Raw genomic sequence first — 20,034 nt, forward strand, 5'->3', positions numbered from 1 at the left:
CGATAGGGTCCTTACGCTGTTTCTTGACAACCGCCGTGGAGCCTCCCGTTGAAGCGCCTGCTCATCCCCCTCGCCGCCGCCGGCCTGACCGCGACCGCGCTGTCCTTCCCCGCCGCCGCGGAGCCCCAATGGGCCACCGACCCTCTCGCACCGAAGCCCGCTGACGCCTACAGCAGCGCGTACTTCTGGCTCGACGCCAACGGCGCCGCCCTGCGCAAGGCCACCCAGTACCACTGGGACTTCAAAGAGGTGCCCAAGCTCGTGGGCGCCCAGAGCAAGACCCCCGACGACGGCAAGCCGGGCCTGACCGCCCCCACGGGCTCCGTCGCGGCCGCCACCAAGGTGAAGAACGTCAACCTGCCCAAGACGCTCGGCAAGGTCTTCTTCATCGACCGCTCCGGCAAGTACCGCTGGTGCTCGGCCACCTCCATCCAGTCCCGCCACCGCAACCTCGTCGTCACCGCCGGCCACTGCGTCTACGAGCACGGCAAGGACGTCTTCCGCAAGTGGGTCTTCGTCCCCGGCTACTACCAGGGCAAGGCTCCGTGGGGCATCTACGTGGGCGCCTACGCCTTCACCGCCTACGACCTCGACACCTACGACGACTACGACGGCGACTACGCCTTCGTGGCCGTCCACAACGGCATCTCCCTGGCCGGCGAGAAGGAAGTCTCGTACGACGAGTACAAGGCGTGGCTCGGCGACAAGTGGATCAAGCCGCAGGAGATCACCAAGGACGAGTTCCTCAAGTGCCAGCTCAACCTCGGCGAGTGCTGGTCCGAGGGCGAGGACAAGCCCGCCGACCTGGTCGGCCCCGACTACCCCGGCGCGGTCCTGGAGAAGGTCGAGGTCGCCAAGAAGGTCTACCAGGACGCCAGGATCGGCAAGGGCCAGGGCTTCAAGTTCGGCGAGCCGGTCGTCGAGCAGGTCTCCAAGAAGCAGTGGGACGAGTACCGGGGGCCTGGCGACAAGGGCACCGGGCCCGACAAGGCCGGCAATTACACCATCACCCACTACTACACGCAGAAGTGGGTGAAGCCCGGCACGTCCCGCAAGTACTTCGAGGGCCACTACATCCTCGGCGTCGCCAAGGACCTCGGCCGCCTCGGTGACGTCGTCGGCGGTCAGGGCTTCTCCTGGAACCAGCCGATGGGCCAGCGGGTCACGGTCTTCGGCTACCCGAGCGCCCCGCACCCCGACGGCGACAAGCCCTACACCGGCCTGACGCCGAAGTACTGCATGGGCAAGACCGCCACGAAGACCTACCAGGTCAACACCTTCAAGGCGGAGACCCACCAGGTGCTGAAGTGCTCGATGACGCCCGGCGCCGACGGCGGCCCCTGGCTGATCAAGTACGACAACAACAAGCGCACCGGTTACGTCAACGGCGTGACGAGCACCTTCGCCGACCAGGACGGCAACAACCGGATCGACTTCATCAGCTCCGCGTACTTCGACGGCGAGACCGCCGACGTCTACAACAAGGCGAGCTACGCCGAGACGAGGGCGATCGTGAGCCCGAAGGGCGAGCTGCTGCAGTAGGAGACGAGCACGGCGGACGGCCCGGAGCGGGGAGACGCTCCGGGCCGTCCGCCGTCTCAGACGGCGGTGAGCAGCGCCCGCGTACGCTCGCGCAGCGCCGTCACCGGCCGCTCGTGCTTGTAGGGCTCCAGCCGCCGCCGCAGATCGGTGGCGTACGACCGGGACCGGGCGGACTGCAGCTCCCCGGCCAGCGACAGGGCGCCGGTGGCGGCCACACAGGCCTCCTCCAGCTCCCCGCACTGCAGGAGCCCGGCCGCCAGCAGGGAGAGGTTGAACATGCGCCCGCGCACGTACCGGGAGTCCATGTCGAGCGAGCGGCGCGCGTGGTGGACGGCCCGCGCGCCGTCGCCGAGGTCGCGGAAGCAGTGGGCGAACTTGGCCGACAGGTAGGCCTCGTCGAAGTAGCTGAGCCACGTGGGCTCGTCGGCGGGCCTGCGGGCGCCGAAGGAGCGCTCGGCCTCGTTGAGCGAGGCGCCGCAGGAGCGGGGGTCGCCCCGCAGCGCGTGCGCGTGGGCCTCCAGGACCTGCGCGGAGGCCAGGAGGGTGTCGACGCCGGCGCCGCGGGCCGCGAGCTGGGCCGCCCGCGCCAGGTCGAGCGCGTGGTCGGGCTGCCCCATGTAGATGGCCTGGTGGGCCATGCCGGCCAGGATCTCGCCGCCGAGGGTCTGGTCGCCGGCGCCCCTGGCCAGGCGGAGCGCCTGGATGAGGTAGCGCTGGGCCAGGCCGTGCTGCTCCATGTCGTAGGCCATCCAGCCGGCCAGGCGGGTCAGCTCGGCGGCCGCCGCGGCGAGCTGCCGGCCGGTGGTCTCGTCGTACGAGCCGTCCTTGAGCAGCGGCGCGACGGCCGTGTCGAGGTATTTGACGACGGACGAGCGGACCCGGCCGCTGCCGAAGCGGTTGTCGAGCTCCCCGAAGGACCGGGTGACCTCATGGATGGCGGCGATCTCGGCGCGGCCCACGCGCCGGGTCCCGTCGCCGGTCGGGTGCTTCTCGGGCGAGGCTGTCAGCCATCGTACGGCCCCGACGGAGCCTGCCCCGATGGCGAATGTCGAGTCGATCAGGAACCTTCGTCTCTCCACGTCGGCCCGCCACAGCGCGGTCACGGTCGAGATCCCCTCCTGCCAGCTGTGCGTGAACTCCTGCCCGAGATCGAGGGGTGTGATGACGGCCGGCATGCCGAGATCCTCCGACGTCACCGGCCTGCCCAGACGCATCGCGAAGATCTCCGTGAGCAGTCCGGGGACCGGGTCCCTCGGGCGCTGGCCTCCGATCCAGCGCAACACCGAACTGTGGTCGTACTTCAGACCAGGGGTGCCGCGAGCGGCGCCCAGGTCGTTGAGGCGCCTGGCCAATCCCTTGTGGGAGAACCCCGCCTCCGCGATGAGCTGCTGCAGCAGCCGATTGGGCTCGCGTTCCATCGCTCTCCTCGTCACGGGAGCCGGTGCCCACATCATTACAGAGAGCTACTGTTATAGCACCTTGAGTAAAGGATTAGGGGCAGTTCACAAAGGTTGCCTAAAATACTGAAGCTTGCGCCGCCGGCTCTGTGCGCGGGCAGGCTGACGGCGACCGGATCTGGACGGATACCGCATCTACCCAAGAACAGACCGGGTATTCAGAAACCGCCCCGACCAGCGGCGAAACGAGCTGGAAACACTCGCCCCGCCGCCGGCCGGGGCCGAGCCGATGCCCGGGGTGTCAGGCGCGGGCGACGCCGTCGGCGCGCGCCTGCGCGGCCACCGCGGCGGTGACGGCGGGCGCGACGCGCTCGTCGAAGGGGCTCGGGATGACGTAGGCCGCGGCGAGGTCGTCGCCGACGACCCCGGCCAGCGCGTCGGCCGCGGCCACCTTCATGTTCTCGGTGATCGTGCTCGCCCGCACGTCGAGGGCCCCGCGGAAGACGCCGGGGAAGGCCAGCACGTTGTTGATCTGGTTGGGGAAGTCCGAGCGGCCGGTGGCGACGACCGCGGCGTGCCGGGCGGCGACCTCGGGGTGGACCTCGGGGGTCGGGTTGGACAGGGCGAAGACGATGGCGTCCTTCGCCATGGAGGCGATGGCCTGCTCGGTGACCGTCGAGCCGGACAGGCCGACGAACACGTCCGCGCCGGCCAGGGCCTCCTCGGTGGAGCCCGTGTGGCCGGCCTTGTTGGTGTCGCGGGCCAGCGCCTGCTTGATCGGGTGGAGGCCGTCCCTGCCCTCGTAGAGCAGGCCCTTGGAGTCGGAGACGGCGATGTCGCCGATGCCGGCCTCCAGCAGGATGCGGGTGACCGCGACGCCCGAGGCGCCCGCGCCGGCCACGACCGCGCGCAGGTCGCCGAGGGTGCGGCCGGTCAGGCGGGCGGCGTTCCGCAGCGCGGCGAGCACCACGATGGCGGTGCCGTGCTGGTCGTCGTGGAAGACGGGGATGTCGAGCAGGTCGCGCAGGCGGGCCTCGACCTCGAAGCAGCGCGGCGCGCTGATGTCCTCCAGGTTGACGCCGCCGAACGACGGCGCCAGGCGGGCGACGGTCTCGACGAGGGCGTCCACGTCGGTGCAGTCGAGGCAGATGGGCACGGCGTCCACCCCGGCGAACTCCTTGAACAGCAGCGCCTTGCCCTCCATGACCGGCATGGCGGCCGCGGGGCCGATGTCCCCCAGGCCGAGCACGGCGGTGCCGTCGGAGACCACGGCGACGACCCGGGAGGCCCAGGTGTAGTCGAGGGCGAGCGCGGGGGTCTCGGCGATGGCGGTGCACACCCGGGCGACGCCCGGCGTGTACGCGAGGGACAGGTCGTCGGCGTCGCGGACGGGGATGGTGGAGCGAACTTCGATCTTGCCACCGCGGTGCAGCGCGAAGGCGGGATCGAGATCGAGTGTCTCGACGGATGCGGAGGATGCGGAAGACGGCGTGGCAGCCACAGCGACCCCTGTAGTCATCGGAAGCGGAAGAACCTTCGGCGGACGAGCGCGAGAGGGCTGGCTTCGGTAGCTGCCAGGATCCCCTCGGCGGTCATCACTGAGGGGGGTTCGGGGGTCACCCGTCACCCCATAGTGCCACATCGTGAGACGGTGGTCGGAGTCGATCTCATGAGATCGGCTCCGGGAGTCACTTGAGGCCGTTCTGTTGACGCATCGTTAAACCCCCGATGACGGAAGACCGCAAAACCCCATTTAAACTGCACAAAACGAAAGTTCTATGGCTTTTCACTTCCTAGGAGGCCGTACATGGCCCTCAGCCCCAAGGGCCGCCGTGGCTACGCCGCCGGCGCGCTCGCCCTGACCGCCGCCCTCACGCTGTCCGCGTGCGGCAGCGACACCGGCTCGGGCGGCTCCGGCACCACCAGCGCGAGCGCCACCTCGGCCGGCGCCGCCGCCGGTGCGAAGCTGGTGCAGCCCGGAAAGCTCACGGTCTGCACCAACATCCCCTACGAGCCGTTCCAGTTCAAGGACTCGAGCGGCAAGATCGTCGGTTTCGACGTCGACATCGTGGACCTGGCCGCGAAGAAGCTGGGCGTGACCCAGAACATCGTGGACATCGACTTCGCGGTGATCAAGAGCGGTGCGGCCATGTCCGCCGGCAAGTGCGACGTCGCCGCCGCCGGCATGACCATCACCCCCGAGCGGGCGCAGAACATCACCTTCTCGGAGCCCTACTTCGACGCCACCCAGGCGCTGATGGCCAAGAAGGGCACCGGCGCGAAGACGCTGGACGACATCAAGGCCAAGAACCTCAAGCTCGGCGCCCAGGCCAGCACCACCGGCCTCGACTACGTCAAGAAGCAGGGCCTCAACCCCACCGAGTACGCCGACTCCGCCAAGGAGCTGCTGGCCCTGCAGGCCGGCCAGGCCGACGTGATCGTCCAGGACCTGCCCGTCGTGCTCACCTGGCTGAAGAAGCCGGAGGTCGCCGCCAAGTTCGAGATGATCGGCAGCCTCGACACCGGCGAGCAGTACGGCATCGGCCTGAAGAAGGACGCCGACCCCGTCCTGCTCAAGGCCATCAACGACGAGATCACCAAGGCGAAGCAGGACGGCACCTACGAGAAGATCTACGTGAAGTGGTTCGGCAAGAAGCCGGGCGAGCTGGGCTGATCCATGGCCGACCTGCCGAAGAGGGCTGAGCCCGCCCGCGCCGGGCTCAGCCCGCGGAAGAAGCAGCGGATCAGCCGGGGCGTCCAGTACGCCGTGCTGGCCCTCGCGCTGGTCGCCCTCGTGCTGTACGCCGACTGGGGCAGCCTGGCACAGAACTTCGCCAAGCCCGGGGTGGCCAGGGAGGCGTTGCCGGACCTGTTCACCATCGCGCTGCGGAACACGATCGTCTACACGGTGGGCGGGTTCGTCTTCTCGTTCCTGGTGGGGCTGCTGCTGGCCCTCATGCGGCTGTCGCAGGTGCGGCCGTACCGGTGGATCGCGATCGTGTACATCGAGATCTTCCGCGGCCTCCCCGCGCTGCTGATCTTCCTGATGATCACCTTCCTGCCGCTGGCGCTGCCCGGCTTCCAGGTGCCCTTCGGCACCTACGGCCAGGGCATCCTCGGTCTCGGACTGGTGGGCGCCGCCTACCAGGCGGAGGTCTTCCGCGCGGGCCTGCAGGCGGTGCCCAAGGGGCAGACGGAGGCGGCCAGGTCGCTCGGCATGTCCGCCACCCGGGCCCAGGTCACCGTGGTCATCCCGCAGGCCATCAGGATGGTCATCCCGCCGACCACCAACCAGTTCGTGGCCCTGCTGAAGGACTCCTCGCTGGTGCTGTTCCTCGGCGTGTCCGGCGAGTACGTCGAGCTGGCCAAGTTCGGCAACGACCTGGCCTCCCAGTACGCCAACGCCACACCGATCATGGTCGCGGGCGTGACGTACCTGATCGTCACCGTCCCGCTGGGATACCTCGCCTCCCGCCTGGAGGGGCGCAAGGGGAGGAGCCGATGACGCACGCCATCGAGATCGCGGGCCTGCACAAGGCCTTCGGCGACAACGAGGTGCTCAAGGGCATCGACCTGACCGTCGAGCCCGGGCAGGTGGTCTGCGTCATCGGCCCCTCGGGGTCGGGCAAGTCCACGCTGCTCAGGTGCGTGAACCTGCTGGAGACGCCGACCAAGGGCAAGGTCTTCGTGGAGGGCGTCGAGGTCACCGACCCCGACGTGGACATCGACGCGGTACGCCGCCGCATCGGCATGGTCTTCCAGCAGTTCAACCTGTTCCCGCACATGACCGCGCTGCAGAACGTCATGATCGCGCAGCGGCGCGTGCTCAGGCGGAGCACGAAGGAGGCCGAGATCGTCGCCAGGGAGAACCTGGAGAAGGTCGGCGTCGGCGACAAGTGCGACTCCTACCCCGGGCAGCTGTCCGGCGGGCAGCAGCAGCGGGTGGCCATCGCCCGCGCCCTGGCCATGAACCCCGACCTCATGCTCTTCGACGAGCCCACCTCGGCGCTCGACCCCGAGCTGGTCGGCGATGTGCTCACCGTCATGCGCAAGCTGGCGGAGGAGGGCATGACCATGCTCGTGGTCACCCACGAGATGGGCTTCGCGCGCGAGGTGGCCGACCGGGTGGTGTTCATGGACGGCGGCGTGGTCGTCGAGGAGGGGCCGGCGTCCCAGGTGATCGGCGACCCCTCTCAGGAGCGGACCAAGACGTTCCTGCGGCGGGTCCTGCACCCCGAGGACTGATCAGGGCCGGCCGTGCGGCGGGGCGCTCCGGCACCCCGCCGCACGTGTAATACTCCGGCATGGACCTGACCTCTTACGCCGAGTGGGCGGTCCGGCTCGTCAACGAGCTCGCGCCGCCGCCCGAGCTGATCCGGCTGCGCCAGGAGCTGGCCGCGGTCTTCGACGCGGCCGGCGACGAGCGGGCCGTGGTGGCGCGGCTCAACGCCCTGCTCGTGCGCTATCCCGTACGGCCCCAGCTCTCGGCCCACGACGGCCGCCCCTGGCACCTGCACCTGGCCGAGGACCCGGCGGCCACCGCGGTGATGGGCCTGGCCGCGGTGGTGGCGGAGCTGGGCGCCGACCGGCTGGGCCGTTGCCGGGAGCCGCACTGCGGCCGGGCCTTCCTCGACACCTCCTCCAACCGCTCGCGCCGCTACTGCTCGGCCCGCTGCGCCAGCCGGGCGAACGTGGCCGCCCACCGCGCCCGCCGCAGGCAGGCGTCCTGACGAGGCCGCCTGACGGGCGCCGACGAGGCCGCCTGGCCGACGCTGACGGGCCGCCTATGAGCGTCTCCTGAGCAGCGGCCAGTAGCGCAGCACGACGCGGCCCACGATGTCGCGGACCGGCCCGAAGTCCCAGCTGTCGCGCCGCCCGCTGGCCCGCTGGTTGTCGCTCTCCAGCCACCATCCGTCCACGCCGTGCCACTGGGCCCGTTTCACGATGAGCCGCTCCGGGTCGTCCGGCAGCCGGGCGACCACGAGGTCTCCTGGGCGCACGGCGACGTTCCTGCGTACGAGGAGCCAGTCGCCCGGCGCCAGCACGGGCCGCATCGAATCGCCTTCGACACGCACTCTCATGGGCTCTCCCCCCTACTCCACCGGTTTCGGGACCCGAGTAAGGTCGGTTGTGGACCAAGCTGATTCAGCATCCGGGAAGGACTTTCTGATGCTCGCACGACTGCTACGACCCAAGCATGTCGCTTCGGCGCACTGCGACCTGCCGTGCGGGGTGTACGACCCCGCCCAGGCCCGCATCGAGGCGGAGTCGGTCAAGGCGATCATGGAGAAGTACGCGGCCAACGAGGACCCGGTCTTCCGGACCCGCGCCATCCACATCAAGGAGCAGCGCGCCGATCTGGTCAAGCACCACCTGTGGGTGCTCTGGACCGACTACTTCAAGCCGCAGCACCTCGAGCAGTACCCCCAGCTCCACCAGCTCTTCTGGGAAGCCACCAAGCTCGCCGGCGCCGCCGGCGGCAAGGGCAGCATGGACGTGGCCAAGGCCGACGAGCTGCTGGGGAAGATCGACGAGATCTCCAAGATCTTCTGGGAGACCAAGGCCGCCTGAAACGGCACATAAGGCTCTGCGCGGTTCCTACCGCGCAGAGCCTTTTCCGTAGATGGCGAGTCTGATTCGTCCAAGCACCTCTCCGGAGCGGTAAGTTGCAGTTGGCGTCGGATATGCGAGGAGGAACGTGACCGAGGAAACCGAGACGCGCGCGGAAGGCGTGGCGGGCATCCGTGACGTGGTGAGCATCCGGCTCCCCGCCGCGAGCGCCTACCTGTCTGTGCTGCGTACGGCCACCGCTGGGCTGGCGGCGCGGCTTGACTTCACGCTGGACGAGATCGAAGACCTGCGCATCGCGGTCGACGAGGCGTGTGCCATGCTGCTGAGCGAGGCGGTGCCCGGCACCGACCTCACCGCCGAGTTCGAGCTGACCGGGCAGGAGATGCAGGTCAGGGTCGAGGTGGTGACGGTCGGGACCCCCGCGCCCAAGCGCGACGACTTCGCCTGGATGGTGCTCACCGCACTGGCCGACGACGTCGACGCCACGACCGACAGCACCGACCACATGGCGATCGTCCTCCGTAAGCGCCGAGGCACGGCCCAGAGCACGGCGGGGCCGGCGTGACGGAAAGGACTGGAGCCATGGCCACCAGCGAACACGCCGTGCCCGACCGGGTGCGCGCCCGCCAGCTCTTCGCGGAGCTGGCCGAGCTGGGCCCCGAGGAGCCGCGCCGCCAGCGCATCAGGGACGAGCTGGTCGAGCTTCACCTCCCCCTGGTCGAATACCTGGCTCGTCGCTTCCGCAACAGGGGCGAGTGGCTCGACGACCTGACCCAGGTCGCCACCATCGGTCTGATCAAGTCCATCGATCGCTTCGACCTGGGCCGTGGCGTGGAGTTCTCCACCTACGCCACGCCCACCATCGTCGGCGAGATCAAGCGGCACTTCCGCGACAAGGGCTGGGCGGTCCGCGTGCCGCGCCGCCTGCAGGAGCTGAAGCTCTCGCTGACCAAGGCCATAAGCGACCTGTCGCAGCGCGAGGGCCGCGCCCCGACGGTCGCCGAGCTGGCCTCCTACCTGAAGATGACCGAGGAGGAGGTGCTGGAGGGGCTGGAGTCGGCCAACGCCTACTCGACCGTGTCCCTCGACGCGCCCGACTCCGGCGACGACGACGCCCCGGCGGTGTCCGACTCGCTCGGCATCGTGGACGAGTCGCTGGAGGGCGTCGAGTACCGCGAGTCGCTCAAGCCGCTGCTGGAGCGGCTACCGCCGCGCGAGAAGCGCATCCTGCTGCTGCGCTTCTTCGGCAACATGACGCAGTCGCAGATCGCCACCGAGCTCGGCATCTCGCAGATGCACGTCTCCCGCCTGCTCGCCCGCACGCTGGCGCAGCTGCGCGAGGGGCTGACGGCCGAGGACTGACAGCCGGGGACTGACAGCCGGGGCCGGCGGCCGAGGGCCGGCGGCCGGGGCTCACCGGAGGCGGCGGCGGACCGCTGGGCCGTGCGCCGCTAGGCCGTGCGCCGCTCGTCGCCGTAGAGCGCGTGGGTGGTGGGGGGCGCCAGCAACGCGCCCAGCCCGGCCAGAGCGGCCAGGATCAGCGGGATCCCGAGCTGCGGCAGGTCCGACTGGATCAGCGTGAAGGAGACCGGCAGCAGGAAGATCTGGGTCAGCACGCCCGGCGAGCGGCCCCACCGTTCCATCCTGAACAGCCCGCCCCACGCCACCCAGAGCAGCCCGGCGCCGATCAGCACCCCGAACGCCGACTCGGCGATCGCGCTCGTCAGATCGGCGGGCCGGCCGGTCAGGGTGGCGACCGCGACGAAGACGCCCAGACCGAGAGCGATCAACCCCTCCAGGCTGACGACGACGGCGGCGATCACAAGGGTGAGCGGACGACGGTTCACGCCCGTACCCTACCTCCCCGGACGTATCCGAGAGCCGCCCGCGATCACGGGCTACGCTGGCGGCATGCGCGCGATGCTGCTGGTCAATCCCAAGGCCACGACGACGAACGCCCGGACCAGGAACGTGCTGATCCGCGCGCTCGGCGCGGCCGTGGAGCTGGCCGTCGAGGAGACCCGCTACCGGGGGCACGCCGCCCGGCTGGCCGCGACCGCGCGCGCCAAGGGCTACGACGTGGTGGCCGTGCTCGGCGGCGACGGCACCATCAACGAGACCGTCAACGGCCTGCTCAACCCGGTCAACGGCGAGGGCCCGCCCGTCACGGCCCCGCTCGCCGCAGACCCCGCGCCCGGCGCCCCGACCGGCCCCACGTCTGGTCCCGCGATCGGCCCCGCGACCGGCCCCGCGACCGGCCCCGCGGCCGACCTCGTGGCCGATCCGAGCCGCGGCCGTCCGGCGCTCATCGTCATCCCCGGCGGCAGCGCGAACGTCTTCGCCCGCGCCCTCGGCCTGCCCAACGACCCGGTCGAGGCCACCGGCGCCGTGCTGGAGGCGCTGCGGGAGGGCCGCCGCCGCACCGTGGGCCTGGGCCGGGCCCTGTGGGAGGGGGAGAGCCGCTACTTCACCTTCTGCGCCGGCATGGGATACGACGCCGAGGTTGTACGCGCCGTGGAGGGCCTGCGGGGCACCGGGAGGAAGGCTACCCCTGCCCGGTATGTGAACATGGCTCTACGGCACTATCTGGCCACGGACAAGCGGCACGCCGCGATGCGCCTGACCGGCCCCGGCATCCCAGCCGCCGAGGGCGTCTTCATGGCGATCATCTCCAACACCTCGCCGTGGACGTACGTCGGCGCCAAGCCGGTGCGCCCCACCCCGTGGGCGAGCTTCGAGACCGGCCTCGACCTGCTGGGCCTGCGCCGCATGGGGCTGACGTCGCTCACGCCGCTGATCCGGCACATCCTCACGGAGAGTGAGGTGCTCCCCTCCGGCAAACACCTCGTCCAGCTGCACGACGAAGCCGAGTTCACGCTCACCGCCGACCGTCCCGTGGCCTTTCAGCTGGACGGTGACTACCTGGGCGAACGCGAGTCCGTGACGTTCCGCGCTATCCCGAACGCATTACAAGTTCTGGTCTAGCCGGTTACATTCGGTCATTGTGTGACGCATCCGACATCCATAACGGCCAAAACTTCCCGCCAACCCCCTTGCGTGCACACAGCGTGGCTGACAGTCTCATACTGACGTCGGAACGTAGGACCTTTAACGACCCCCAGGTCCTCCGGCTGCCGGCGGACGACCCCGGCCCTCTACAGGATCCGGGTCCTCGTTCGCCGGAGTTAGTGAAACTCTTCACAAAGTAGTGGCCGCACGGAGCCGACCAGAGGCTCCATCTACTAAGGAGTGGACGCATGGACTGGCGCCACCGAGCTGCCTGCCGTGACGTGGACCCCGAGCTGTTCTTCCCGATCGGCAACACCGGCCCGGCCCTGATGCAGATCGAGGAGGCCAAGCAGGTCTGCCGTTCCTGCTCGGCCGTCGATGCCTGCCTGAAGTGGGCCCTGGAGTCCGGCCAGGACGCCGGCGTCTGGGGCGGCCTGAGCGAGGACGAGCGCCGCGCGCTCAAGCGCCGCACCGCCCGCGCGCGCGTCAGGGCCTCCGCCTGACCGCCCACCCGGCCATCGGATCATCTGCCTGACCGTTCGCCTCACCACCCTCATCCGGCCGGTGGGCGCGGGACCGAGAGCGTGACCTCGGTGCCGCCTCCGGGACGCGGCTGTATGGACAACTTTCCCGACAGCTCCCCCTCCACCAGCGTACGGACGATCTGCAGCCCCAGGCTGGTGCTGCTGTCGAGGTCGAACCCGTCGGGCAACCCCTGCCCGTCGTCCCACACGGTGATGTTGAGCCGGTCGAGCGCCGGCTCCACCACCACCTCCAGCCGCTGGGGGCGGCCGTGCTGCAACGCGTTCTGCAACAGCTCGGTCAGCGCCATGGCCAGCGGCGTGGCGATCAGCGAGGGCAGCGTCCCGAACGCGCCGACCTTGCGCGGCGTCACCGCCGCCTCCGGCGCCGACACCTCCCCCGCCATCGCGATCACCCGGTCGGCGATCTCGTCGAAGTCGACGATCTCCTCGGGCGCGTGCGACAGCGTCTCGTGCACGATGGCGATCGACCCCACCCGGCGCACGGCCTCCTCCAGCGCCTCCCGGCCCTCCGGGACCTGCAGGCGGCGCGCCTGGAGGCGGAGCAGGGCGGCCACCGTCTGCAGGTTGTTCTTCACCCGGTGATGGATCTCACGGATCGTGGCGTCCTTGGTCATCAGCTCGCGCTCGCGCCGCCGCAGCTCGGTGACGTCCCTGATGAGCACCAGCGCGCCGATGCGGCCGCCGCCGACGATCAGCGGAATGGCCCTGAGCTGCACGATCGTGCCGCCGGACTCGACCTCGGTCTCCTTGGCCGCCCGCCCGCTGGCCACGATCATGAGGTCTTCGTTGATCGGCTCGTCGGAGTAGCACAGCGCGGCGGTGACCCGGCCCAGCTCGGCGCCGACCAGGTCGGCGTGCAGGCCGAGGCGGCGGTAGGCGGACAGGGCGTTGGGGGAGGCATAGGTGACGCGCCCGGCCCGGTCGAGGCGCAGCAGGCCGTCGCCGACACGTGGCGAGCGCACCAGGATCGGCTCCTCCCCCGAGAACGGGAAGCGGCCCTCGGCCACCATCTGCGCCAGGTCGGAGGCGCTCTGCAGGTAGGTCAGCTCCAGACGGGAGGGCGTGCGGGCCGACGACAGGTTGGTGGAGCGCTGGATGACCGCCAGGAAGCGGCCCTCGCCGCCCTCGACCGCGCGCCGGACCGGGATCGTCTCCTCCCTGACCGGAACGCCCGTGGACCAGTCGGGGTCGCCCTCGCGGCAGATGCGCCGCTCGTTCCAGGCGGTGTCGATGAGCTGGCGCTCGCCCCTGGCCGCCACGCTGCCGACGATGTCGTCGTGGTAGACGGTGGGGCCGGTGGTGGGGCGCATCTGGGCGATCGCGATCCAGCCGTTGCCTCCCAGCAGGGGCGCCCACAGGATGAGGTCGGCGAAGGACAGGTCGGCCAGCAGCTGCCAGTCGGAGACCAGCGAGTGCAGCCAGTCGAGATCCGCCTCGTCGAGAGCGGTGTGGCGGACGACGAGGTCGCTGAGAGTCGGCACGAGTGCATCATGCGGGCTTTCCCCCTCCACGGCCAAACCGGCGTCCTGGCGGCATGTACGCCTTCGCGGGCATGTGGGCGGCCTTGGGCGGGCACGACTTCGCCGAGGGCGAGCACGCGGGAGGGCGCCGTTCATCCCCCGGGTTCCCGTACGCAATCTCATATTGTGAGAACCGTCACATTGGCGCAGCCGCCCGGGCCCCCCGGCGGGGCGGTGCGGGGCGAGCCGGAGGTGATCTCCACGGGCAGCTGGTGCCGCCGCCACACAGGTCGGACGGGCGCGGGGCCCGCCACCGGCCCCGCGGCGGCGGGCCCGGTCGCCGCCCCGGCCTCGGTTGCGACGGGCCGCACCGCTGTGGATATCCTTCACCATCAGCCTGAGCAGCCCGGATTCGCGCGTGCCCGGCACCGTACGCGCTCGGTGCCGACCGGCCGCCGCCGCCCGAGGTTGACCCTCCTGGCCAATGTGGGTTCCGATGATCTCGCGGTGATCAGACACGCCTCACCGCCGTGGCAGAAGTGAAGGTGAGCGCGTGACAGACGACAGCCCCCGCGTACCGAAGTACTACGACGTCAAACGGGCCCTGCTGGAGCTGACCAAGAGCCTGCCCCCGGGCACCGCGCTGCCGCCCGAGCGCACCCTCGCCGTTCGCTTCGAGACCTCGCGCACCACGGTCCGGCAGGCGCTGACCGAGCTGGTGGTCGAGGGCCGGCTGCTGCGCATCCAGGGCAAGGGCACGTTCGTGGCGCAGCCCAAGGTCGCGCAGGTGCTGCAGCTCACCTCCTACATAGGCGATCTGCGCACGGCCGGCCTGGAGCCGGACACCAAGATCCTGGAGATGGGCTACATCACCGCCGACGAGGCCCTGGCCCGCCGCCTGGCCATCAACCCCGGCGGCCGGGTGCTGCGCATCCACCGCCTGCGCCTGGCCAACGGCGAGCCGGTTTCCATCGACACCACCCACCTGTCGGCCCGCCGCTTCCCCCGCCTGCGGCGCGAGCTGGAGGTCCACTCCTCGCTCTACGAGACCCTCCACAACGCCTACAACGTGCGCCTGACGGACGCCGAGGAGATCATCGAGACCGTCCTCGCCACCCCGTACGACGCCAAGGCCCTCGGGGTGGACGTCGGCCTGCCGATGCTCCTGCTCACCCGGCACGCCTTCGACGCCGACGGCCACCCGGTCGAGTGGGCCCAGTCCCTCTACCGCGGCGACCGCTACAAGTTCGTCACCCGCCTGCGCCGCCCCTGACGCCGGCGCGCGGCACGCGGGCCGGGCCGGGCGCGGCCTCTAGGCTGGCCGGATGAGTGTTCTGGTGGTCACGGGGACGGGCGCGGCGGTGGGCAAGACCGTGGTGGCGGCGGCCGTGGCCGCGCTGGCGCTGGCCAGGGGCGCCGCCGTGGCCGTGGTGAAGCCCGCCCAGACCGGGCTGCCCCCGGGCCGGCCCGGCGACCTGGACGAGGTGATCCGGCTGTCGGGGGTGACGACCACCTTCGAACTGGCCCGCTTCGCCGAGCCGCTGCCGCCTGCCGCGGCCGCGCGGGCCGCCGGGCTGCCGCCGGTCTCCATGCCTACGGCGGCACTGCTGGTGCGCGAGCTGGCCGGCAGCAGCCGCCTGGTGCTCGTGGAGGGCAGCGGCGGCCTGCTGGAGCGCTACGACGAGGACGGCGCGACCATCGCGGACCTGGCGCGGCAGCTGGGCGCGCAGGTGCTCGTGGTGGCCGGCGCCGGGCGCGACGCGGTCAACCACACCGCGCTGACCCTGGAGGCGCTGGCCCACCGCGGCCTGGACCTCGCCGGGCTGGTCATCGGCCGCTGGCCGGGCGAGCCGGCGGCGGCCGGGCGCGGCACGGTGGCCGACCTGGAGATGCTGGCGGCGCGGCCGCTGGCGGGGGCGCTGCCCGACGGCGCGGGCGCCCTGGGCCGCGAGGCGTTCGCGGCCGTGGCCCGCCGGGGTCTGGGTCCCACGCTGGGCGGGGCCTTCGACCCCGCGGCGTTCCGCCAGGAGACGCTGTAGGCGGGGCCGCCAGGAAGCACTGAAGGCCGGGCGGCGCTGAAGGCCAGGAAGCACTGAAGGCCGGGCGCCGCTGAAGGCCAGGAAGCGCTGCAGGCCGGGCGCCGCTGCAGGCCGGGCCGATAGTGGGGCTAACCCCACCACCGAACCGCACACCAAACCCATTTCGCGTCCTTCGCCGCGGTCAATACCGTTGAGCCATGAAAGTCCCCCGACCGTGGTCGGCACGCGCCTGGCTCGACACCGCGCACGTGATGATCGGCCTGCCGGTCGCCGCGACGCTCGCCGCGCTGACGCTCGTCGCGATCGCGGTGCCGCCCGTGCTGCGGGGCGGCATGCCGTACTTCACGCTGGTGCAGCGCTCCCGGTTCGAGGCGTTCCTCGGCGTCCGCATCCCGCCCGTGCGCACGCCCGACACCCTGCGCAGCGCGGCGACCTGGCGGCAGATCGGCTACCACCTGCTCTCGCCGATCGTGGGGGTGGCCGCAGCGGTCCTGGTGGCGCTGGCGTGGGGCGGGGCGGTGGTGGGGCTGCTGGCGTTCCTGCCGGCCAAGCTCCAGAAGCCGCCGATGGAGTTCACATTCGACCTGCGGGACCAGCGGGTGATCGCGGCCTACATGGTGATCGGGCTGGCGCTGCTGCTGCTCGCGCCGATGCTGGCCCGCGGCATGGCGGCGCTGGACCTGTTCGTGGCCCGTACGCTGCTCGGCCCCAGCCGCAGCGAGCTGGGCCAGCGCATCGAGACGCTGACCGAGAGCCGGGCCGGCGTCATCGACGCGGCCGACGCCGAGCGCCGCCGCATCGAGCGCGACCTGCACGACGGCGCCCAGCAGCGCCTGGTGTCGCTGGCCATGAACCTGGGCCTGGCCCGCGCCACCCTCACCGACCTGCCCGAGCCGGCCCGCGAGGCCATCGAGCAGGCGCACGAGGAGGCCAAGCAGGCGCTCAAGGAGCTGCGCGACTTCGTCCGCGGCCTGCATCCGGCCGTCCTCAACGACCAGGGCCTGGACGCGGCGCTGTCCGGCGTCGCCGCCCGTGCCCCGTTCCCCGTCAAGCTGCGCGTCGACATCGAGCGGCGCGTCACCCCGACCATCGAGGCGGTGGCCTTCTTCATCGTGTCCGAAGCACTGACCAACATCGCCAAGCACGCCGCGGCCACGAAGGCCGAGGTGCGCGTGCGGCGCGAGCGCGACCGGCTGCACGTGCTCGTCCATGACGACGGCTGCGGCGGCGCCCGCATGGACGGCGGGACGGGGCTGCGCGGCCTGGCCCAGCGCGTGGACGCCGTGGACGGCGCGCTGAAGCTGTACAGCCCGTTCGGCGGCCCGACGACGATCGAGGTGGACCTGCCGTGCGAGTAGTGCTGGCCGAGGACTCGGTGCTGCTGCGTGAAGGGCTGATCCGGCTGCTCGACGCCGCCGGCATGCGGGTCGTGGCGGCCGTGGACGAGGCGGAGGGGCTGCTGCGGGCGGCCGACGAGCACCGTCCCGACCTGGTGATCACCGATGTACGCATGCCGCCGACGCACACCGACGAGGGCCTGCGTGCCGCGCTGGTGCTGCGCCGCCAGCTCCCGGGCCTGCCGGTCCTGGTGTTGTCCCAGTACGTCGAGGAGCGCTACGCCGCCCGGCTGCTGGCCTCGGCCGCCGACGGCGGCGTCGGCTACCTGCTGAAGGACCGGGTGGCGGACGTGACCGAGTTCATCGACGCGCTGCGCCGCGTGGCCGGCGGCGGCACGGCGCTCGACCCCGAGGTGGTCGCCCAGCTCATCGTGCGCGGCGACAGCGACCCGCTGGAACGCCTGACGCCGCGCGAGCACGAGGTGCTCAAGCTGATGGCCGAGGGCCGCTCGAACGCCGGCATCGGGCAGGCGCTGGTGCTCAGCGAGGGCGCGGTCGGCAAGCACATCGGCAACATCTTCACCAAGCTGGACCTGCCGCCCGCCGAGGGCGACCACCGGCGGGTGCTGGCCGTGCTGCGGTTCCTGAAGATCAGGAGCCTGTCGTGAGGGCGCTGTGGCTGACGGCGGGCGCGATGGCGACCGTGATCGCGCTCGCCTGGTCCACGGCGGCGCTGTGGACGGGGTTCGCCGACGCCCGCGCCCCCGTCGAGACCATGATGCGCTCCATCCCGTTCGACGGCGACCGGGTCCAGATCAGGGCGACGGCCGCGCCGGTCAGCCTGGAGATCCTGCCGGGCCAGGCGGGCGAGCTGCTGGTCGAGCGCTCGCTGCGCTGGTACAGGGGCCGGCCGAAGGTGTCGGAGGACTGGGACCCCGCCGCCGCCACGCTGCGGCTGGACGCCGGCTGCGGGACCGCCGACCAGTCGGCCGTGCCCCTGTGCGTGGCGGACTACACGATCTTCGTGCCGCCGGAGACCGACGTGGTGGCCGGCACGACCGCCGGCGGCCTCTCGGCGGGCCAGCTCTTCGGCGACCTGCGCCTCAGCTCGGTCTCCGGCGACGTCTGGCTCGACGACCTCGCCGGGCCCGTCCAGGTGCGCACCGGCACGGGCGACATCGACGCCGACCGGCTCGGCGGCGAGAGCGCCGACCTGGAGACGGGCGCGGGCGGGGTGCGGGTGATGTTCACCGGCCGGCCCATGTCCGTGCGGGCCGTGGTGCGCACCCGGGGCGACGTCAACGTCCACGTCCCGCCCGGCGACCCGTACGCGGTGACGGCGTCCGGCACCAACGTCACGCTCGACATCGGCAAGGACATGAGCTCACCACGGAAGATCGAGGCGGCCAGCACCGCGGGCACGGTGTCGGTGTGCTGTGGCTGAAGACCTGTTTACGACTGTGACTGGTTGGTAAGTTCCCGGCATGGAGTCTGCGAAGCACGCCGGTGACGTCGCCGTCGCCGTGTCCAAGGCCTATGGCGTCGAGACCATGTTCACCTTGTCGGGAGGGCACGTCTTCCCGCTCTACGACGGGGCGGTACACGAGGGCATGCGCATCCTCGACGTACGCCACGAGCAGAGCGCGGTGTTCGCCGCCGAGGCGACGGCCCGGCTGACCAGGAAACCGGGCCTCGCCGTGCTGACCGCCGGCCCCGGCATCACCAACGGCGTCAGCGGGGTCGCCACCGCCCACTTCAACGGCTCGCCGGTGGTCGTCCTGGGCGGCCGGGCGCCCCAGTCCCGCTGGGGCAGCGGCGCGCTGCAGGAGATGGACCACCCGCCGCTGCTCGAACCGATCACCAAGCTGTCGTTCACCTCGGGCGGCGCCGACTCGGTCGGCCTGGACGTGGAGATGGCCTTCCGCACGGCCGTCTCACCCCACCGCGGCCCGGTCTTCCTCGACTTCCACATGGACCACCTGTTCGCCCCCGCCGAGCCGCACGAGGTGCAGACGCAGACGCCCTCGCCGCTGGAGCCCGACCCCGACGACCTGGCCGGCATCGCCCGGCTGCTGGCCGAGGCCGAGCGCCCGGTGCTGGTGTACGGCTCGGAGGTGTGGATGGACCGTGCCGAGGAGGCCGCCCGCGACTTCGCCGAGGCGTGGCGGCTGCCGGTCATCCCCAACGGCCAGGGCCGCGGCATCCTGCCCGCGGGCCACGAGCTGCTCGTGACGCGCGCCCGCGGCCTGGCCTTCGCCCAGGCCGACCTGGTGATCGTGGTCGGCACCCCGCTCGACTTCCGGCTCGGCTACGGCTGGTTCGGCGGCAAGGACGGCGCGCCCCTGGCCAGGGTCGTGCACATCGCCGGCGCCCCGTCGCAGCTCGCCACGCACGTGCAGCCGGCCGCCAAGGCCGCGGGCGACCTGTCGGTGGTGTTCTGGGGGCTCGGCGCGGCCTGCGGCGAGGCCGGGGTCAAGCCGGACTCCTACGCCTCGTGGGTGTCGAAGCTGTCGGACGCCGCCGCCGCGGCCATCGCGGGCGACGCCGAGCTGCTGGCCTCCGACGCCGACCCGATCCACCCCATGCGCGTCTACGGCGAGCTGGGCAGGCTCCTGGCCGACGACGCCGTGGTGATCGGCGACGGCGGCGACTTCGTCTCCTACGCCGGCAAGTACGTCGAGCCGCGCCGCCCCGGCAACTGGCTCGACCCGGGCCCGTACGGCTGCCTCGGCACCGGCCTCGGCTACGCCGCCGCGGCCCGGCTGGCCCGCCCGTCCTCCCAGGTGGTGCTGCTGCTCGGCGACGGCGCGGCCGGCTTCTCGCTGATGGACGTCGACACCCTCGTCCGCCACCGCCTCCCGGTCGTCATGATCTGCGGCAACAACGGCATCTGGGGCCTGGAGAAGCACCCCATGCAGCTCCTGTACGGCTACGACGTGGCCGCCGAGCTGCAGCCCCAGTGCCGCTACGACCAGGTGGTCACCGCGCTCGGCGGGGGCGGCGAGCTGGTGACCAAGCCGTCGGAGATCGGCCCGGCGCTGCGCAGGGCGTTCGACTCCGGCATCCCCTACATGGTCAACATCGCCACCGACCCGCGGATCGCCTACCCCCGCAACACCACGGGGGTGTGAGCG

Annotated in this window: 21 protein-coding genes; 16 read left to right on the forward strand and 5 right to left on the reverse strand. The window is 71.4% G+C overall.

All coding sequences use genetic code 11. The features are described 5' to 3' along the window. The first annotated feature begins 48 nt into the window (after nt 1–48). Nucleotides 49–1,542, forward strand: a complete 1,494-nt coding sequence (locus AB0H75_RS45800) for a serine protease (RefSeq protein ID WP_367807505.1) — start codon at nt 49–51, stop codon at nt 1,540–1,542. A 56-nt stretch (nt 1,543–1,598) separates the two neighbouring features. On the opposite strand, the gene AB0H75_RS45805 is transcribed toward AB0H75_RS45800, so the two are convergent. Then, nucleotides 1,599–2,960, reverse strand: a complete 1,362-nt coding sequence (locus tag AB0H75_RS45805) for a hypothetical protein (RefSeq protein WP_367807507.1) — start codon at nt 2,958–2,960, stop codon at nt 1,599–1,601. 280 nt (nt 2,961–3,240) lie between these two features. Beyond that, nucleotides 3,241–4,440 (reverse strand): NADP-dependent malic enzyme, encoded by a 1,200-nt coding sequence (locus AB0H75_RS45810; protein WP_367807509.1) that lies wholly within the window; start codon nt 4,438–4,440, stop codon nt 3,241–3,243. A 306-nt stretch (nt 4,441–4,746) separates the two neighbouring features. Here AB0H75_RS45810 and AB0H75_RS45815 point away from each other — a divergent pair, with 306 nt between their 5' ends. Genes AB0H75_RS45815 through AB0H75_RS45830 form a run of 4 tightly spaced genes read left to right on the forward strand, consistent with a single transcriptional unit; the run spans nt 4,747 to nt 7,669 of the window. Then, nucleotides 4,747–5,613 (forward strand): ABC transporter substrate-binding protein, encoded by an 867-nt coding sequence (locus AB0H75_RS45815; protein WP_367807511.1) that lies wholly within the window; start codon nt 4,747–4,749, stop codon nt 5,611–5,613. Nucleotides 5,614–5,616: 3 nt separating this feature from the next. After that, nucleotides 5,617–6,444: an amino acid ABC transporter permease gene (locus tag AB0H75_RS45820; protein ID WP_367807513.1), complete on the forward strand. Its 828-nt coding sequence runs from the start codon at nt 5,617–5,619 to the stop codon at nt 6,442–6,444. Further along, a complete protein-coding gene (locus AB0H75_RS45825) occupies nt 6,441–7,184 on the forward strand; it encodes an amino acid ABC transporter ATP-binding protein (protein ID WP_367807515.1) in 744 nt (247 codons plus the stop codon). The genes AB0H75_RS45820 and AB0H75_RS45825 overlap by 4 nt, the downstream gene beginning before the upstream one ends. Nucleotides 7,185–7,243: 59 nt before the next feature. Continuing rightward, the gene (locus AB0H75_RS45830; protein ID WP_367807517.1) at nt 7,244–7,669 is read left to right on the forward strand and encodes a CGNR zinc finger domain-containing protein; all 426 of its coding nucleotides are present in this window, start codon (nt 7,244–7,246) and stop codon (nt 7,667–7,669) included. Nucleotides 7,670–7,723: 54 nt separating this feature from the next. Here the strand turns inward: AB0H75_RS45830 and AB0H75_RS45835 are convergent, their stop codons facing one another. Continuing rightward, nucleotides 7,724–8,020: a S24 family peptidase gene (locus tag AB0H75_RS45835; protein ID WP_367807519.1), complete on the reverse strand. Its 297-nt coding sequence runs from the start codon at nt 8,018–8,020 to the stop codon at nt 7,724–7,726. A gap of 88 nt (nt 8,021–8,108) precedes the next feature. Here AB0H75_RS45835 and sodN point away from each other — a divergent pair, with 88 nt between their 5' ends. The 3 genes from sodN to AB0H75_RS45850 all read left to right on the forward strand — a co-directional run bounded on the left by sodN (nt 8,109) and on the right by AB0H75_RS45850 (nt 9,872). Beyond that, nucleotides 8,109–8,510, forward strand: coding sequence for a superoxide dismutase, Ni (gene sodN, locus AB0H75_RS45840; RefSeq protein WP_367807521.1), 402 nt, complete (start codon nt 8,109–8,111; stop codon nt 8,508–8,510). A gap of 127 nt (nt 8,511–8,637) precedes the next feature. Continuing rightward, nucleotides 8,638–9,075: an anti-sigma factor gene (locus AB0H75_RS45845; protein ID WP_367807523.1), complete on the forward strand. Its 438-nt coding sequence runs from the start codon at nt 8,638–8,640 to the stop codon at nt 9,073–9,075. Between the two features lie 17 nt (nt 9,076–9,092). Further along, nucleotides 9,093–9,872, forward strand: coding sequence for an RNA polymerase sigma factor SigF (locus tag AB0H75_RS45850; RefSeq protein ID WP_367807525.1), 780 nt, complete (start codon nt 9,093–9,095; stop codon nt 9,870–9,872). An 89-nt stretch (nt 9,873–9,961) separates the two neighbouring features. Here AB0H75_RS45850 and AB0H75_RS45855 read toward each other — a convergent pair whose 3' ends face one another. Then, nucleotides 9,962–10,357 carry a hypothetical protein gene (locus AB0H75_RS45855; RefSeq protein WP_367807527.1) on the reverse strand — a complete coding sequence of 132 codons (396 nt, stop codon included), beginning with the start codon at nt 10,355–10,357 and terminating at the stop codon, nt 9,962–9,964. A gap of 64 nt (nt 10,358–10,421) precedes the next feature. On the opposite strand from AB0H75_RS45855, the gene AB0H75_RS45860 reads away from it, so the two are divergent. Continuing rightward, nucleotides 10,422–11,495: a diacylglycerol kinase family protein gene (locus AB0H75_RS45860; RefSeq protein WP_367807529.1), complete on the forward strand. Its 1,074-nt coding sequence runs from the start codon at nt 10,422–10,424 to the stop codon at nt 11,493–11,495. Nucleotides 11,496–11,767: 272 nt separating this feature from the next. Further along, complete coding sequence (locus AB0H75_RS45865; protein WP_367807531.1) at nt 11,768–12,022, forward strand: WhiB family transcriptional regulator; 255 nt, start codon at nt 11,768–11,770, stop codon at nt 12,020–12,022. Between the two features lie 50 nt (nt 12,023–12,072). On the opposite strand, the gene AB0H75_RS45870 is transcribed toward AB0H75_RS45865, so the two are convergent. Next, nucleotides 12,073–13,545 carry a histidine kinase N-terminal domain-containing protein gene (locus tag AB0H75_RS45870; protein WP_367807533.1) on the reverse strand — a complete coding sequence of 491 codons (1,473 nt, stop codon included), beginning with the start codon at nt 13,543–13,545 and terminating at the stop codon, nt 12,073–12,075. A gap of 532 nt (nt 13,546–14,077) precedes the next feature. Here AB0H75_RS45870 and AB0H75_RS45875 point away from each other — a divergent pair. The 6 genes from AB0H75_RS45875 to AB0H75_RS45900 all read left to right on the forward strand — a co-directional run bounded on the left by AB0H75_RS45875 (nt 14,078) and on the right by AB0H75_RS45900 (nt 20,031). Next, on the forward strand, nt 14,078–14,797 hold the full coding sequence (locus AB0H75_RS45875; protein WP_091078782.1) for a GntR family transcriptional regulator: 720 nt from the start codon (nt 14,078–14,080) through the stop codon (nt 14,795–14,797). A 52-nt stretch (nt 14,798–14,849) separates the two neighbouring features. After that, nucleotides 14,850–15,563 (forward strand): dethiobiotin synthase, encoded by a 714-nt coding sequence (gene bioD / locus AB0H75_RS45880; protein WP_367807535.1) that lies wholly within the window; start codon nt 14,850–14,852, stop codon nt 15,561–15,563. Nucleotides 15,564–15,760: 197 nt separating this feature from the next. Further along, nucleotides 15,761–16,921, forward strand: coding sequence for a histidine kinase (locus AB0H75_RS45885; RefSeq protein WP_367807537.1), 1,161 nt, complete (start codon nt 15,761–15,763; stop codon nt 16,919–16,921). Further along, nucleotides 16,912–17,568 carry a response regulator gene (locus AB0H75_RS45890; protein ID WP_367807539.1) on the forward strand — a complete coding sequence of 219 codons (657 nt, stop codon included), beginning with the start codon at nt 16,912–16,914 and terminating at the stop codon, nt 17,566–17,568. Before AB0H75_RS45885 ends, AB0H75_RS45890 begins: the two co-directional genes overlap by 10 nt. Beyond that, entirely contained in the window at nt 17,565–18,344 is a 780-nt protein-coding gene (locus AB0H75_RS45895) for a hypothetical protein (protein WP_367807541.1), read from the forward strand. Before AB0H75_RS45890 ends, AB0H75_RS45895 begins: the two co-directional genes overlap by 4 nt. 40 nt (nt 18,345–18,384) lie before the next feature. Further along, nucleotides 18,385–20,031 carry an acetolactate synthase gene (locus AB0H75_RS45900; protein WP_367807543.1) on the forward strand — a complete coding sequence of 549 codons (1,647 nt, stop codon included), beginning with the start codon at nt 18,385–18,387 and terminating at the stop codon, nt 20,029–20,031. The last annotated feature ends 3 nt before the right edge of the window (nt 20,032–20,034 follow it).

The organism is Nonomuraea sp. NPDC050783 (assembly GCF_040802095.1).
Lineage (GTDB): Bacteria > Actinomycetota > Actinomycetes > Streptosporangiales > Streptosporangiaceae > Nonomuraea.

Coding starts and splice junctions, on each gene's coding strand:
- AB0H75_RS45805 (WP_367807507.1), bottom strand. CDS start 2,960: ATGGAACGCGAGCCCAATCGGCTGCTGCAGCAGCTCATCGCGGAGGCG.
- AB0H75_RS45815 (WP_367807511.1), top strand. CDS start 4,747: ATGGCCCTCAGCCCCAAGGGCCGCCGTGGCTACGCCGCCGGCGCGCTC.
- AB0H75_RS45820 (WP_367807513.1), top strand. CDS start 5,617: ATGGCCGACCTGCCGAAGAGGGCTGAGCCCGCCCGCGCCGGGCTCAGC.
- AB0H75_RS45825 (WP_367807515.1), top strand. CDS start 6,441: ATGACGCACGCCATCGAGATCGCGGGCCTGCACAAGGCCTTCGGCGAC.
- AB0H75_RS45830 (WP_367807517.1), top strand. CDS start 7,244: ATGGACCTGACCTCTTACGCCGAGTGGGCGGTCCGGCTCGTCAACGAG.
- AB0H75_RS45835 (WP_367807519.1), bottom strand. CDS start 8,020: ATGAGAGTGCGTGTCGAAGGCGATTCGATGCGGCCCGTGCTGGCGCCG.
- sodN (WP_367807521.1), top strand. CDS start 8,109: ATGCTCGCACGACTGCTACGACCCAAGCATGTCGCTTCGGCGCACTGC.
- AB0H75_RS45850 (WP_367807525.1), top strand. CDS start 9,093: ATGGCCACCAGCGAACACGCCGTGCCCGACCGGGTGCGCGCCCGCCAG.
- AB0H75_RS45860 (WP_367807529.1), top strand. CDS start 10,422: ATGCGCGCGATGCTGCTGGTCAATCCCAAGGCCACGACGACGAACGCC.
- AB0H75_RS45865 (WP_367807531.1), top strand. CDS start 11,768: ATGGACTGGCGCCACCGAGCTGCCTGCCGTGACGTGGACCCCGAGCTG.
- bioD (WP_367807535.1), top strand. CDS start 14,850: ATGAGTGTTCTGGTGGTCACGGGGACGGGCGCGGCGGTGGGCAAGACC.
- AB0H75_RS45885 (WP_367807537.1), top strand. CDS start 15,761: ATGAAAGTCCCCCGACCGTGGTCGGCACGCGCCTGGCTCGACACCGCG.
- AB0H75_RS45900 (WP_367807543.1), top strand. CDS start 18,385: ATGGAGTCTGCGAAGCACGCCGGTGACGTCGCCGTCGCCGTGTCCAAG.